General features: G+C 35.8%; 25 protein-coding genes and 1 tRNA gene. 25 read left to right on the plus strand and 1 reads right to left on the minus strand.

What is annotated here, in order from left to right; all coding sequences use genetic code 11:
• Positions 1 to 17: 17 nt before the first annotated feature.
• Complete coding sequence (locus KW502_RS10740; RefSeq protein ID WP_219040561.1) at positions 18 to 290, plus strand: hypothetical protein; 273 nt, start codon at positions 18 to 20, stop codon at positions 288 to 290.
• On the opposite strand, the gene KW502_RS10745 is transcribed toward KW502_RS10740, so the two are convergent.
• Positions 283 to 501, minus strand: a complete 219-nt coding sequence (locus KW502_RS10745) for a hypothetical protein (protein WP_219040562.1) — start codon at positions 499 to 501, stop codon at positions 283 to 285. The two genes, KW502_RS10740 and KW502_RS10745, sit on opposite strands and share 8 nt — an antisense overlap.
• A gap of 138 nt (positions 502 to 639) precedes the next feature.
• On the opposite strand from KW502_RS10745, the gene KW502_RS10750 reads away from it, so the two are divergent.
• The 24 genes from KW502_RS10750 (at position 640) to KW502_RS10865 (ending at position 13,820) form a co-directional block, all read left to right on the plus strand.
• Positions 640 to 930: a hypothetical protein gene (locus KW502_RS10750; RefSeq protein WP_219040563.1), complete on the plus strand. Its 291-nt coding sequence runs from the start codon at positions 640 to 642 to the stop codon at positions 928 to 930.
• Positions 911 to 1,111, plus strand: coding sequence for a hypothetical protein (locus tag KW502_RS10755; RefSeq protein WP_219040564.1), 201 nt, complete (start codon positions 911 to 913; stop codon positions 1,109 to 1,111). Before KW502_RS10750 ends, KW502_RS10755 begins: the two co-directional genes overlap by 20 nt.
• Positions 1,112 to 1,235: 124 nt before the next feature.
• Entirely contained in the window at positions 1,236 to 1,832 is a 597-nt protein-coding gene (locus KW502_RS10760) for a helix-turn-helix transcriptional regulator (protein ID WP_219040565.1), read from the plus strand.
• A 198-nt stretch (positions 1,833 to 2,030) separates the two neighbouring features.
• Positions 2,031 to 2,255, plus strand: coding sequence for a hypothetical protein (locus KW502_RS10765; protein WP_219040566.1), 225 nt, complete (start codon positions 2,031 to 2,033; stop codon positions 2,253 to 2,255).
• Positions 2,255 to 2,458: a hypothetical protein gene (locus KW502_RS10770; RefSeq protein WP_219040567.1), complete on the plus strand. Its 204-nt coding sequence runs from the start codon at positions 2,255 to 2,257 to the stop codon at positions 2,456 to 2,458. Before KW502_RS10765 ends, KW502_RS10770 begins: the two co-directional genes overlap by 1 nt.
• A 140-nt stretch (positions 2,459 to 2,598) precedes the next feature.
• A tRNA-OTHER gene (locus KW502_RS10775) sits at positions 2,599 to 2,723 on the plus strand.
• A 125-nt stretch (positions 2,724 to 2,848) separates the two neighbouring features.
• A complete protein-coding gene (locus tag KW502_RS10780) occupies positions 2,849 to 3,028 on the plus strand; it encodes a hypothetical protein (protein WP_219040568.1) in 180 nt (59 codons plus the stop codon).
• A 1-nt stretch (position 3,029) separates the two neighbouring features.
• Positions 3,030 to 4,691 carry a hypothetical protein gene (locus KW502_RS10785; RefSeq protein WP_219040569.1) on the plus strand — a complete coding sequence of 554 codons (1,662 nt, stop codon included), beginning with the start codon at positions 3,030 to 3,032 and terminating at the stop codon, positions 4,689 to 4,691.
• A 28-nt stretch (positions 4,692 to 4,719) separates the two neighbouring features.
• A complete protein-coding gene (locus tag KW502_RS10790) occupies positions 4,720 to 5,025 on the plus strand; it encodes a VVA0879 family protein (protein ID WP_219040570.1) in 306 nt (101 codons plus the stop codon).
• Positions 5,025 to 5,219, plus strand: a complete 195-nt coding sequence (locus KW502_RS10795; RefSeq protein ID WP_219040571.1) for a hypothetical protein — start codon at positions 5,025 to 5,027, stop codon at positions 5,217 to 5,219. The genes KW502_RS10790 and KW502_RS10795 overlap by 1 nt, the downstream gene beginning before the upstream one ends.
• A complete protein-coding gene (locus KW502_RS10800; RefSeq protein WP_219040572.1) occupies positions 5,216 to 5,524 on the plus strand; it encodes a hypothetical protein in 309 nt (102 codons plus the stop codon). The genes KW502_RS10795 and KW502_RS10800 overlap by 4 nt, the downstream gene beginning before the upstream one ends.
• Complete coding sequence (locus tag KW502_RS10805; RefSeq protein WP_219040573.1) at positions 5,521 to 5,919, plus strand: hypothetical protein; 399 nt, start codon at positions 5,521 to 5,523, stop codon at positions 5,917 to 5,919. The genes KW502_RS10800 and KW502_RS10805 overlap by 4 nt, the downstream gene beginning before the upstream one ends.
• 11 nt (positions 5,920 to 5,930) lie before the next feature.
• Positions 5,931 to 6,962: a nucleoid-associated protein gene (locus KW502_RS10810; RefSeq protein WP_219040574.1), complete on the plus strand. Its 1,032-nt coding sequence runs from the start codon at positions 5,931 to 5,933 to the stop codon at positions 6,960 to 6,962.
• Between the two features lie 139 nt (positions 6,963 to 7,101).
• The gene (locus KW502_RS10815) at positions 7,102 to 7,431 is read left to right on the plus strand and encodes a hypothetical protein (RefSeq protein WP_219040575.1); all 330 of its coding nucleotides are present in this window, start codon (positions 7,102 to 7,104) and stop codon (positions 7,429 to 7,431) included.
• Entirely contained in the window at positions 7,428 to 8,297 is an 870-nt protein-coding gene (locus tag KW502_RS10820) for a DNA adenine methylase (RefSeq protein ID WP_219040576.1), read from the plus strand. Before KW502_RS10815 ends, KW502_RS10820 begins: the two co-directional genes overlap by 4 nt.
• A 2-nt stretch (positions 8,298 to 8,299) precedes the next feature.
• Positions 8,300 to 8,617: a hypothetical protein gene (locus tag KW502_RS10825; RefSeq protein ID WP_219040577.1), complete on the plus strand. Its 318-nt coding sequence runs from the start codon at positions 8,300 to 8,302 to the stop codon at positions 8,615 to 8,617.
• Positions 8,607 to 8,837: a hypothetical protein gene (locus KW502_RS10830; protein ID WP_219040578.1), complete on the plus strand. Its 231-nt coding sequence runs from the start codon at positions 8,607 to 8,609 to the stop codon at positions 8,835 to 8,837. Before KW502_RS10825 ends, KW502_RS10830 begins: the two co-directional genes overlap by 11 nt.
• A gap of 222 nt (positions 8,838 to 9,059) precedes the next feature.
• Positions 9,060 to 9,317: a hypothetical protein gene (locus KW502_RS10835; RefSeq protein WP_219040579.1), complete on the plus strand. Its 258-nt coding sequence runs from the start codon at positions 9,060 to 9,062 to the stop codon at positions 9,315 to 9,317.
• Positions 9,318 to 9,533: 216 nt separating this feature from the next.
• Complete coding sequence (locus KW502_RS10840; RefSeq protein ID WP_219040580.1) at positions 9,534 to 9,758, plus strand: hypothetical protein; 225 nt, start codon at positions 9,534 to 9,536, stop codon at positions 9,756 to 9,758.
• A 368-nt stretch (positions 9,759 to 10,126) separates the two neighbouring features.
• Complete coding sequence (locus tag KW502_RS10845) at positions 10,127 to 10,348, plus strand: hypothetical protein (RefSeq protein ID WP_219040581.1); 222 nt, start codon at positions 10,127 to 10,129, stop codon at positions 10,346 to 10,348.
• Positions 10,349 to 10,588: 240 nt separating this feature from the next.
• Positions 10,589 to 10,843, plus strand: a complete 255-nt coding sequence (locus KW502_RS10850; RefSeq protein WP_219040582.1) for a hypothetical protein — start codon at positions 10,589 to 10,591, stop codon at positions 10,841 to 10,843.
• A gap of 685 nt (positions 10,844 to 11,528) precedes the next feature.
• Positions 11,529 to 11,993: a hypothetical protein gene (locus KW502_RS10855; RefSeq protein WP_219040583.1), complete on the plus strand. Its 465-nt coding sequence runs from the start codon at positions 11,529 to 11,531 to the stop codon at positions 11,991 to 11,993.
• Between the two features lie 54 nt (positions 11,994 to 12,047).
• Positions 12,048 to 12,590 (plus strand): hypothetical protein, encoded by a 543-nt coding sequence (locus KW502_RS10860; protein WP_219040584.1) that lies wholly within the window; start codon positions 12,048 to 12,050, stop codon positions 12,588 to 12,590.
• Positions 12,591 to 12,662: 72 nt separating this feature from the next.
• Positions 12,663 to 13,820: a head maturation protease, ClpP-related gene (locus KW502_RS10865; protein WP_219040585.1), complete on the plus strand. Its 1,158-nt coding sequence runs from the start codon at positions 12,663 to 12,665 to the stop codon at positions 13,818 to 13,820.
• The last annotated feature ends 3 nt before the right edge of the window (positions 13,821 to 13,823 follow it).

Below are 13,823 nucleotides of genomic sequence, written 5' to 3' on the forward strand. Positions count from 1 at the left end.
TTCTAATTATTTTAATTATGTCTGATGCTGAAGTTGCTGCTCATTTAACAGAGTTTAGCCATAATAATGCTGAGATTAGCAAAGCCTATGCGCCAGAATTTGTTATACCTGTGTATAACATTTTTGTTTCTATTACTAAAAACGACAAAGAAGCAGCCTTGGTGCTTACCAAAAACTATGTATCACGTGGTTACGACTGTTTAAATAAAAAATGGCTTAAAAAAGAATACCCTGCGCTTTTTAAAAAAATTTTTGAAGGTATCACAGCACCGCAAACAACTACTAAATAGTTTCAATTGGTAAATCTTCTGGTTTTGGAGGTTCGCTTTCTATCTCTGGTATAGTAATAGTAAAACTATAGCTTAACAACTTCCCGTCTTTGTCTACCTTAACCTGTACTTGGTTATTATTAGCTTTTAAAGCTTTGTCTACCACTTCACTCTCTTCTCGTGCTTTTTTAAAATCTTCTAAAGCCTTATGAATACTGCCTTTTATCTCCATATCTAAAATTTTAACACAATTATTTTACAACTTTTTTAGTGTACTGCACTTTTTTTGTTGTATATTTGCTTCACTAACACGAAACAAACTTAATACAAATATAGGTAATGGGTTTTGTTTAGGCAATAGTAGATTACTATGATAACGAAAGAGGAAGCACAAACACTTAGAGAGTTAACCGGCCACGATTACACCGGGCAGCTTGATGAATTTTTTAGAGCCAAAAACATTCGCAACCGTAAAAACGAGTTTTATTCAAAACAAATGCTAGGTAAAGTTTTTAGCGGTTTGTTAGCCAATAAAAAAGTGGAGACAGGTATTTGGCAGTTTGTAGAAAATCTGGTTGCTAAGAAAAAGGCAGAAGATGAAAAACGTAATTCGCTTTTAAAAGAAGCTAAAAACCTTACCAATGTACAAGAAGCAAGTTAATCACCAAAAAGCCTTTGACCGCGCTCGCGAGCTCAAGGCAGAAAAAGCAGCCTATCGTGCAGGTAATATATTTATGGTATGTATTGCCATTATAGCGATCACTTTGCTATGTATTGCTATACGTAATACAACACTAGAAAAAGAAAATATCGTTTCTCACCACATATTTAATGAACCTTAGGTTACTCGAGCAAACCCTGCTCTTCGCTGTTTGAGATAACAGCACAAAAAAAGTCCTGAAGTTGGACTGGAAATCGCTTCAGGACTTAAAATTAATATTAACGCTTAATTAATAAAAATTATACATGGACAAAAGTACAACAAACAACCAACAAGTGCAACACCTAATTGCGGGGTTGCTGCAAGAAGACACCAGAATAGAATTTTTTGGTCGACCAGAAACTATGGAGGTACAATTTATACAAAACGGCAAAACGCACGAGTTTAACCAACTCGAAAAAAAAGACTTTATGTTGCTTGCCAATGCCTTCAACTCAAACAAAGAAGCTCAAAAGCATATTAATGCTTTACAACATAACCACCAACTACTCTCTTTTACCAGACGGGTAGAGTTGTACACGTATTTTATGTACGGTGGCCTAGACGATACGCCAGATATTATTAACGGTGAGCTGCAAGAGCCAGAAAATTACCGACACACGCTCGATTGCTTTTCACTCAACTTTAAAACGATCAAACTAAACGGAAGCCCCTTAAAGCCAAGAGAATTGAAGATGCTAGACTTATTTGCAGAAGATCATAAAGATGAAGTAGTTGCGCAGGAAATGGGAATAGCAATTTCAACCTTTAACCAACATAAAAGGGCATTTTTTAAAAAAGTAAAAGTGCAAAGTAAACCTGCATTAATGATGAGCGCTATGCGCGAAAAGGCAATAATCTAATGAAACTAAAGAAGGACCGCATATTCTATAAAACGGCAATTGCCCGCTTAAAAGCCAACCTAAAAAGGCTTGAGAAACTTTCTAATGTTACCCCACAACAGAAGGAAGAACTCCGACAAATCTATAAGCGACAGTTAAAGATTTATACCCACGAAATGCGCGTCCTTTTTTAAAATACCTAACTATAAAACCTTTGTGATGAAAGATTATCAATTAATAGAATTTTTACTGCGGTGCGATTTTCTGGAAGATGAACTTCGAGTAACGGCAGATAAAATTTGTGTAGAAACTTTAGTTGCACCTTCAAACATTGAGTTTTTAAAAGAAATGGAAAAAACGGGTAGAAAATTTAGTTTGATCGCTAACGAGATCCAATTCGAGCGGCATCAAATTAACCGCCCAAAATTAAAAATAGCACAGTAATGAGTCAACTCACTGCAAATAGCGTGATGCCGATTGTTTCTTCTTTACCTAAGAAGGAGCAAGAAGTGCTATTGCAGCGATTACAAGAACTAGTACAACCAAAACCAAAGAAGAAAAAGAAAACGATCTACGATGATATGCCTGCCATTTGGCACCCCGATAACCAGGAACAACTCATCGCAGAATTGATGCACGGAAAATAAAATATACACTTGCCGGATTATTGTGAGAATAGGGAACCGCACCGGCTATAGTTCTTCCCTCCAAAACCTTTGAGGTTATTGAGGCAAACCAATTGTCTAACAAAGGCTAAAATCGGGACAGCTCGGAAAGACGAGTAAAAGGAAAAGTGGTGAAATCGGTTAGACGCACCCAATCTTGAGGGATTCAGAAGAGGCGAAGAGATTAAGCCGTTTTTTGACAAGGTCCTTAGACTTCTGAATGCAGGTTCGAGTCCTGCCTTTTCCACACCCATTGGCAAAACGCCGATAATCGGGCGAATCGAGTACAAATAACTCCCCGCCCGATTAACCATATTAAAAATTTACTCCGCATTTGCGGGTAAGGGATTTTATAACCTAAAATGAAGAGTTATGAAGGTAAAAGAGTTGAAAAAGTTTTTTGAAAAAGTAGATGAAAACTTAGATGTTTTCATTCCGGACGGATCTGGAAGCTTTGAAATTGTTTATGCTGAAAATGCATTTGTTGAAGAAAGGCTCATCATTGAAATAGACGAGACTGAAAATTCTAGAAACGTATTAATAATTCATTGATATGAGCACGCCTAGATCCCTTGGAAGTATTACCAACAGTATTTTGCAGCTTAACGGTTTGCAAAATCAACCCGCGACCACTTCAGAAGAAAAACAGAGTGAAAGCCAACAGTTTATCTTCCCTATTCTTACCAATCAAGATTTTAAGGAAACTCTCGCTAATTACAACCAACATATTAAAAAATACAATATGCAGGTTTGGATCGAGAATGCCGAAGTAAGAAAATTCAACAAAGAAGTGATCAGGAACCGCAGAAATGCAACGATCACCGCAGAGCAAAAAGTACAAGAACTACTCTGGAAAGAACAGCACAAACACCTCGCTCCTGAAGCTTTTAATGAAGCGGTCGAGAAATACAATCACAAACACGGCCCGCAACTTCGCAAGCGTAATTTACGCCAGGAAGTAAAACCAGATACTGAAAAATACTTCCTCGCATTTCTCCATCAATACAATATGCAGCTTTTTAAGCGCAAGCAAGTGCGCAAAAAGCTTGGCGTTGAAGTTTTGGGCGATTTACCTAAAATGGATCTATACCCAAACAAGATCGTCGAAGCCGAACGCAACGGATGCCGAAACTTACCGGTCACTGTCGAGACCATACGCCACCATAGAGAGCGTTTAGAAGAATGTGGCGCACTAGGAGGTTATCAATTTCGCGGAGCCAACAGAGCCATTAAAATAGCCTTTAACAGCGATATTTTAGTGATTACCGACAATGGAAGCTCGAAAAATCGTACTACTGAAAATCAAGCAGTTACCCCAGAGAGAACCAACAAAGTTCAACATAACAATGTATCTAGTAGAAAGAATTCTTTAGATAAGTATAAGATAAGAGATAAAGGAGATGTCGCTAACGCGCCATCAAATAATATTGATACTAAAGAATCTACAAAAAAACCCATCGGCAAGGAGCCGAAAAAAATTAAGACCGCCGAAAAAAAATCGGGCAATGCATCGAAAAAATACGAGCTCAGCGAGGTTCTAGCGTGCAATCTAGAAGAAAAAGCCACACTGGGCCGCGAACTTTCTGCCGGTAAATTCGACAATTACAATTCACTTTCAGAAAAAATCGCCCAGCAAGAAGCTTATTACGGAGCCTTGCATCCAGATGATTTTAAAGAAGTTGCGATACAAGATATTTTTAAATTCTCGGCGAGCATCTTTTCAGATCTCGATTGCCACCCTGGTACTTGGGTGAATGCTTATAAGCTTTGGATGAACGATAAATTTATAAACTTCAATGGGCAAAGACTCAACAAACCTAATATTTACGAGCGTTGGATGAAGTGCATTCAGGTACTAAAAGAGGTTAAAATTTGGAAGAAAAACCACCCAGAATGGCAACCGCACTACCCTAGCATCTATTTTGATCCTGCCCGAAGCTTTAAAGAAAATAACAGTTTTGAGTACGCTTACCGCTTCTTTAGACTCGATGATGAAAAGGTCGAAAAGTTCTCCAGACGTAAAATTTGGGCAGAAAAAAGCCTGAGAGCAAAAACCGATGTAAAGAAAGCTCAAGACAAAATTAAAGATTACCTCATTGGCCGCATCAGCTTAGATCAGGTGTACGAATATGTGAATTTTAACTGCAATAAGCAGGTGCAAGACAACCTTAACGAACTGATTAAAAAGGAATTTGAAAAAATTCAAAATGTTTAAAAATTATTAACGCTTAATTATGGAAACTATGAATCTCTTAAAATTTAAAGATTGGAAAAAGAAAGCCGAAAATTTATTTGGTGAAAACATTGAAGACTGGAAATTTCAATGCCCAAGTTGCAAAGGTGTACAAACCTTAAAAGACTTCAAAGAAGCTAAAATAAAAGATCCTGAAACAAAATTTTACTTCTCTTGCATTGGAAGATGGGTTGAGAATAAAGGATGCAAATGGACACTTGGCGGGTTACTTCAAATCCATAAAACTGAAGTCATTAATAAAGATGGAGAAAGCATTCCTGTATTTGAATTTGATAATTCAACAGTTGAAAAGTAATGGAAACACTATTAAAACTTATTCAAGAAAACGCCCGAAAGACTGGAAATTTAAGCGGCATTAGCTTGGTAAAACTAGCCAAACAAACTGGCTATTCTTCAAAAGAAACCATTCATAAAGTAAAAGAACTTGTAGAGAATGGCACAGTACAGATTCGAGAAGGGATTAATAATCATTTAATTTTTGTCGCATGAGAACTGCTAAAAACTGCACCTGCGGAAGAAGTAAAAAAGTGTACTGCCCTAACTGCAGCAGAATAAGAATGATTATTTGCCTTAAAAACGGTCACGACAACTTAAAACTTACTGCAGCTAATGGCAATAAATACAACCCGGTTTGGTACAACTTTCTAAAAGACAATCGTAAAGATATGGGGACCATTTGCAAGAAAATGGAAGAAAAAGTAAGGCTGCATCCTGAATATGGCCAAGCGGCAAACGTGCTGCTGTTTTACTTAACCGGTAACCGATCTAACTATATACACAAAGTACAATTATGATAAAACTTGAAAAAATATCGCTCACCGAGTTAACCACAGATAAGATATTGTTGCTTAACCAGGCTATTGAAAAGTACATCACAATTCTAAGCGAAATTACCGATCGCGATAACTTAAGTCAGCAACACATACATCTCAATTTGGCGAATTTGCAACACTTTGAGTTGACAAAAAAGCTGATGCGAAGAGATCAGCCGGTTCACAGCACGATCAAATTTGAAATTTCGAGTGCTTTTGTGGTTTACGATGCTTTGCAGAATTACACCAACTATGTAAGTAATTCACTCGATAGCTCTAGAATAGGCCAGATGATTATGGAGCTATTCTCTAAACTCCCCAACACTTCAGACAAAGAAGAGCTGAGCATTAATTCAAAACTAAATTTTAACGCTTAATATTTATAACTATGAACATCAATTTGTACAATGCCCAATTAGAAAACCTTTACATTCACAAGGTAGGCAACCGCGCTCGCAACGAGCAATTGTTTTTAAGCCAAGAACCTTACGAGCTTAACGACGAGATTAGACCACTACTTAAAGAATTCTTCTTAAAACCATTCCGCGAAAAAGACTTACAGTTTTATAAGTTTTCAGAAGATTCAATTTTGCAAGAAATTTTATCGAAAAAGGATGATTTACCATCTTTTGGCGATATAGAAAAATCTATCGCAACGCATTTATATTCCTGCGGAAAGCATCCGCACATAAAAACCGGTGAGCTTTACGTATGTGGTCTTGAGAATATTTTGATTGAGAATGAAAAAATTTATGCTCTTGGTATTTTTAAAAGTGAAGTAAAGCAAGAATTTATACAGTTTGAGCAAACCGAAACTCGTCTGGATGCCATTTTAAAAGAAGGCGTTAACCTGAATAAATTAGACAAAGGTGCCATTATTACTATTGAAGATGAGCCTCGTGTTTTATTTATCGACTCTAACCGTTACGACACCAAATATTGGATTGAAGATTTTCTAGGAGTAGAAGAAATGGAAGACAGCGATTTTCACACCAAAAAGTACTTGAAGTTTTGTGAGAATTTTGCCAAAGACGTCGTGCGCCCGGCAGAAGATAAGCAACAAGAAGTACTATTTATGAACCGCGCCGTGAATCATTTTGCATCGCACGATGAGTTTCAGGAAGATTCATTTTTAAATGCAGTACTCGAAAACCCCGAGTTGATCCCGGAGTTTAACAACTACAAAATTGAAAAAGGCGAAAAATACAAAATCGAAGATCTTACGGAGTTCCCCATTTCTAACACCGCCGTTACCACGATTAGAAAAAAGCTGAAAAGCGTGATCAATCTAGACACCAATATTCAGATCAAGCTCGACTTCATTAACCCCGAAAGCGCAGAAAAGTTTATCGAGAAAGGTTGGGACGATGAGCGCCAGATGTATTACTACTTGGTTTATTTTAATAAGGAAGAAAAATAATAATGATTTTAAAACTCAAACAACTTTTCTGCAGCCATAAGCAAACCGTTTTAGTTGTGATTGGCGGCTCGGTGAACGTTGAAGTCCTCGCAAATAAATGCCAAAGCTGCGGAAAGTTGTTACATAAAAGACTGGAACTATGAGTATCACTAAAATTACCGTTAAAACAAACTCTTGGGATTCTGAAATACAAGAATTTATTCCCACTGAAAAAGAATACACTACAGAAGATCAACCATTTTTAGAAGATTTAGTGCTTGAGCATTTAAACGATCAGAGCATTAAAGATTACGCACTCGAAAATTGTGATGTTGTAGAAGAGCAATCTAAAAAAGAAAAAGACACAACCATTTTTAAAACCCATTTGCTAATTGAAGAATTAAAATTAAGAGGTTTTGAAGTTTTAAAATGTGAAACTTTAGCCGACACCGATCGTTTTGAGAAACTTAAAGAAAAATTAGAGCTATGAGCGGTAACAACACAAATCTAATCGCATTTAATTATTTTGGCGGGAAGTTTAGTTGGCTTCATAATTTATACCAATACTTTCCAAACCAATACGATCATTTAGTAGACCTCTTTGCAGGAAGCTATGTGGTTTCTTTAAATGCACCGGGAAACATTATTCGAACTGCTAACGATATTAATGATGATGTAACCAACTTCTTTGAAGTTTTAAGAGATTACCCAGAAGTATTGGTTTCAAAATTAAAACTTACTCCGGTATCTGTTTCAGAATACAATAATTCTTGGGAAGATACAGACTGCAAAATTGAAAATGCCCGTCGATTTTATGTGCGTGTACGCCAATCATTTTTTGGTTTAGGAGCTCAGCGAAAAAATAAAGGTTGGCATATGGCAGTAAGTGGTGTAAATGCGACTGGTGGCGAAACGGTAAGCCGTTGGAATAATTCTTTAGACAAGTTAATTGAAGTCGCTTATCAATTACGATCAAAATTTCAGATTACTAATTACGATGCAGTAGAATTGATCGATAAAACCAATAAACCAAAAACCTTCTTCTATGTAGATTATCCCTACGATTGCGAAACCAGAAATTCTAAAAACGATTACAAGTTTGAATTTTCTGATGAAAAGAAAATTGAGTTATCAGAAAAGCTTCATAAAATTGATGGTTTAGCAATGGTTTCTGGATATCCGGGAGGAATCACCGAAGAACTCTACAAAGATTGGCGACAAATAAGATTTCCTAAAAAAGCCAATCACATAAAAGCTACGCTACGTAAGAAAAACAAAAAGGTAGAAGTACAGGAATGTATTTGGATTAACTACGATATTTCAATCACGAGAATGTCTCAACCAGAATTATTTTAACTATGGAAGAAACATTTAGAATAGGTTGGATCATCTTTTGGGCTGGTGTTGTTGGTTATGTGCTTGGCTTGGTTCACATCTCATTTTCAGGTATAAATGGGATACCAAAATATAAGTCACCACCACCACCTCCAAAACCAATAAAAACCAACAATTTACCCAACGTCAAAAACTCTTACATAGAAAATGGTTGGCTATGTTTTGAGTTAATCAATGGGGATCGTATTCGGTTAAACTTTAATGATCTCGAAGCTTTAAACAAAGTGATTAAGCGTTGCGATCATAAATTTGAACAAATACATCATCAAGATGAGAGTTAAGAAACATTTAAGCACAAGTATTGAAGGTCTTTTGAGAAATATGAAAGGCAAAAAGATAAATTTTATTGAAGGTGAAGACGGTAAAATGATGACCGACTTAGAAGCTAGACAAGAAATTGCAAGATTGCAAGCAAAAGGCCACAAGTTAATACCCTCTTCTGTCGATTGCGAAGGATTTGATCCTTTTGGCGGAGGTTGTCCCGGACACCCAATTGAGTAATTTAAATTAGCGTTGGATTTTTTATAATTACACGCTAACCGATTTGTATAACCGTCAGTTACATAGCTAAAGCCTTTAAATAAAGGAAATGAACAGCAAAAATAAACGCTTAGTTACATTGTAGTTACATAGTAATTGCGGTTATGCGTTGTTAGGTGTAGTTATGAAAAAAATAGAGTAGGCATAGCCGGAACGGCAGCCAAACACAAAAGAAAAATTTGAATGAGCAAGAAGCTAAACCACATTGAAAGCCAATATCATTTTAAGCTTAGAAAAAGACTGATGCAATGGCATAGAAACAAGCAAAAAAGCATTAAAATTATAGAACTTTTGGATAGTAATTACCAGAGGTTTAGAAATAAAGTTTCAAAAAGATTATCTGATGAAAACATAGACTTTTATGATGCGATAAAAAAAGCTAATGTAGACGAGCTTGAAATTTTAGATATGGTAATTCTTAACGAAAAATTGAATTATTAATTAGCGTTGGCTTTTTTATAATTACACGCTAACGGATAAGTATAACCGCTTTAATTTTTCCGCCGTGGCGCGATAGCGACAAACCCGCATAGTTCGGCTTAAAATGTTAAAATTACAAAATAAATAAAACAATTTGTGTTTTTATTTGGCAGTAAACAAAATGTGTTATATATTTGTAGTGTACAAAAGAAACAATAACAACAAAATTTAAACATTATGAAAACTTTTAATGATATCTTAAACATTGCAAACAACGAGGAAAACACATTATGGGCAGAAGGAGTTGCTTTACTAAATTGGGCGGACAAAAATGCAAGTAAAGAAGATAAAGAAGCTTTTGCAGATTGGGCAGAAGGAGATTTTGAAAATGTAGAAAAAATAGGAAACTACTCAACAACTGAATTTTTTGAAAACGCTCCTTCTTGGGAGGAATTAAGATAATATTATGCCCTACTGGTTTTTAAACAAAGAAAAAGATGAGCCGAGAATATTCGGCTCTCTTCCTGTTTTGTGCAAAAGCACAGGACTTGAATACCCTAAAATGCAGTACCGATTTCGTAATAACGATAAATATGAAAATGAAACTGTGAGAATTGAAAAATTACCCTTAGAGCGTTCTTCAACGTCTGAGTAAGTCGGCGGAAAATTATTGCTGTTATACAATGTTGGCAATCCGTAGTAAAACAATTAGCGGCTGGACGTGCGTCTGAGTGAGTAAAATCTCTAATTAAGCGCAAAGGCGTTTTACTATTGTTGCCAACTTATAAGTATAACACAAGTAACGATGAAAATAAAAAGTAAGATACATTATGAAAACAAATAAAATCAAATTTATTGGCGATGGAGATGATCTTTTTAAAGATACTATTCATTTTTCTGCAGCAGTAGGGGGTGATTATACTTTATGCGGGTTGACCCTTGACGGCGATAATAAAACTTGCGGAAGTTTTGAAAACACTAAAGATAAAGTTAACTGCAAAGATTGCCAAGAAATTGTAAGCTACTGCAAATCAATTATAAAAACTTGGTAGTTATTTGTGTTATACATAGTTGGCTACTTTGTTTTCGTGAGCGTAGGCAAATTGGCATAGCCAAGAAACAGAACGCCGTTCTTCACGCTCCGAGTAAGAATTAAAAATTGAGCGTTGGAAGTAAACATTGTTGCCTAACTACCGAATAACACAAGTAAAAAAGTTTGTAAGCATTTACATACGTTTATTTGTGATATTCGATGTTAGCATTTTTTTTATATTTAGCACAAACTAACTTTTATGTGCTACATCGCATCCAACACCAAACCCGAAAAACAAATCGTTGAGCGTTTTGAAGCTACGATGCTTATTCCGGAGCTTTACGAACCTTATTATTTTGCTGCCGGTTATATGTACCCAAATCTTACCCAAAAACAAATTGAAGAGTTTATCCCGCACGCGTTTATTAACGAAGATTTTAAAGAACATACCGTTCCAAACTTTTACTCTCAAGATGTAGATACAAATTCTAAAAGAGTGATTCTGCCTAACTAAACTTTTTAAATTGCAAACTTTTCTTTACAAAAAGAAAAGTTTTGTCTATTTTTGTAATACAAAAACCAATAAAAAACCCACCTGTTACAGCAGATGGGTCTTAAAAAATTAATCTCCGTACGCTCGGAGTTCCTTAATCAGCACGATCATAAGGAAAATACATAACACTGTATTCATCACTATAAGTATTTGAGTACTAAATTAAAAACCTGAGACTCCTACCTCTCGGGTTTTTTTATTTTCCGAAGAATCAACCTAGATTAACTCTGTTACTAGGATTTATACAAATTTATTTATTATTCAACTCTGATAAAAGAGATCACGTTATAAAGCTTATTTAATCGTTTATAAAACAAATTTAAGCAATAATAACACACGTTATTTTTATTTATGTTAACTAATCTATTAAAGAAATTTTTTGCTTTTAATGAAATTTATACTTATGTATAGCAAATATAAGCATTAAATACACACCCTTATTTTTGAACAATGCCCAGATAATTCAGTAGTTATAAACAATCTGTGTATTAATAAACATCAATTTTTTTTATAAAAGAGATTACCCTATTGAATAAAAAAGAATAGAAATTTTATTTTTTAAATTTAAAAACCTAGCAATAACGTTAATAAAATCTTATTTTGTCATTGGATTTTTTACTTATATTTACACTTAATTTTTCTTCAAATGGCAGACTACTCTATCACGCAACACATTCCTGTCGCAGATCACGTGTACAAATTTCTACTCAAACGCTGCGGGTCTGATGCTATTGAAGCCTCGCGCACCAATTTTATCGGGAGTTTAATCTTATCGCTTCACGGTCGCAATACCGATGTAAAATATTCAAAGACCAGAAACTTCTCTAAAATTTTCAGCATAAAAGTTCCTTACAGTTTATACGATAAAACGGGAGTACACATTAGCGAGGTAAATGCACAACTTTTTAATGACCAGATCGACAAACTATTTAGAGATGAAATATTTGTGCATATGCTCATTAATAAAGATCAAGACAAAAAGCATTTTTTAAAAAGCTTAAAAAGCTTTCTTACCATTTACGACATTACTGAAGAAGACATAAAATTAGAAACGCTGCACCGAGATTTTAAGAGAAAAAAAGACGATTACGAAGAAAAATTAAGTGCTTAAAACCAACTGGGACAATTTTCGAGCCCTCGAAAATTGTCCCTAAAATATTTATCTATGATTTACGATTTATGCAACCTGTACAGCGATGAAAATTTTGATACCTTTCATCATATAAATATTATCGAAGTTTCACAGCTTCCAAAGTTTAATCACTTAGACAGCACCACCAATATTCTTCAAATCATCAACTCGTTGCCCGATGAGTTTCAAGCGATGCGCATCCCGCTAATGCCTGAAAAACATAGCGTAGACAGCAAAACAAGAATCAATAATCATAAAAAAACGTGGCAAAACAAAATAGACTTCCCATTACTCCCACAAGATAAAGCTTTGCTGCAATTGTTAGAAAGTTATAATAATAGACTGGTGATCGCTTTTTTGAGAAAATATAGATCCGCAAGATTATACGGAACCTCGATGCAACCCCTACTCTTTTCTTTTGAAGAAATGAACAGCCCAACCCCTGCCGGTATAAAAGGCTATAACATACAATTAGAGGGCGACACCTATGGAGCGCCCGTATATTTTACGCCTGAAGAAATTGGAAGCAACCCAATTATTCAAGGTTTAGCCTTCCCGTTGGCCGGTTCACTTTAATGTCCTTTTAACGCGCTTACTTCCCTTATAATATTGTGATTCAATAATAGTATCTAATTGAATCGCAACAGCGTGGCAAAACCAAAACCATATTTTAGTATTGTAAAAAACGAAGCCGATCGCGAGGCTACCATATATATTTATGGAGCCATCGGCGGGATTGATTGGAATACCTGGGAAGAAATTAACACGGCAAACACATTCTCTAAAGAGTTTCACGACATAGAGAAAGATGCCGACACTATACATATTCGCATAAATTCTCCCGGAGGTTATGTGTTTGAAGGTTTAGCCATTTACAACACCATTGTTGCTTCTAAAAAGAAAATCATTACCTATAACGATGGGCTTGCTGCATCGATGGCAGCACTTATTCTATTAGCCGGTGATGAAATTCACGCTTTTCAGAATTCGTTGTTAATGATCCACAATTCTAGTTCTGGATATTGGGGCAACACCAAACAAGTAGAAGAGCAACTAGAAGCAGGTAAAAAAATTGACAAAGCTTTAGGTAAATCTATTGAGGACCGTTTAGGTATTTCTCAAAAAGATGTGGAAGAAACTTACTTAAACTACAAAGACAATTGGTTTACCAGTGATGAAGCACAAGAAGCCGGGTTTTACGATAAAATTATCGACGGCAACGAAGCTTCGGTTCCAGAAGATATTATGAAATTAAATACTGAGCAGCGATTTAAAAAATATGCTGCGATGGCTTTCAACATTCCTACCACAAAATCTCAAACATCAAATCCTAGAAATACAATGAGCAAACCAAATTCTTATCCGAGTTTGGAAGCTGCCCTTGGTTTAGAAAATCCATTGGCAACCACTGAACACGGATCTTATTTAAACGAAGAGCAAAAAGCAGCTCTTGAGAAAGAACTTTCTGCGAATGCTACGACAATCAAAACCGCACAAGATGCGCAAAAAACGGCAGAAGATAATCTGGCTACAGAAAAAGACGAGCGTAAAAAAGCAGTAGACGCAGAAACGGCAAAAGTTACCGCAGCTACACAAAATTTACGTGATGCTGCCACCTTAGCCGGTGTAGAAAATTTAGCAGAAGACGCTTCTGCAGAAGACATCGCCAAAGCACTTACCGCACAAATTGAAGTGCTTAATGGTAAACCGGGAGCAACCCATACCACGGGAGGCGCTCAGGAAGACGACGAAGACGAGACTCCATCTTATGTAGATAAGTCAGCTTATAAATCAATGTTGAAATAATTC

The organism is Mesonia aestuariivivens (genome assembly GCF_019311235.1).
Taxonomy (GTDB): Bacteria; Bacteroidota; Bacteroidia; order Flavobacteriales; family Flavobacteriaceae; genus Mesonia; species Mesonia aestuariivivens.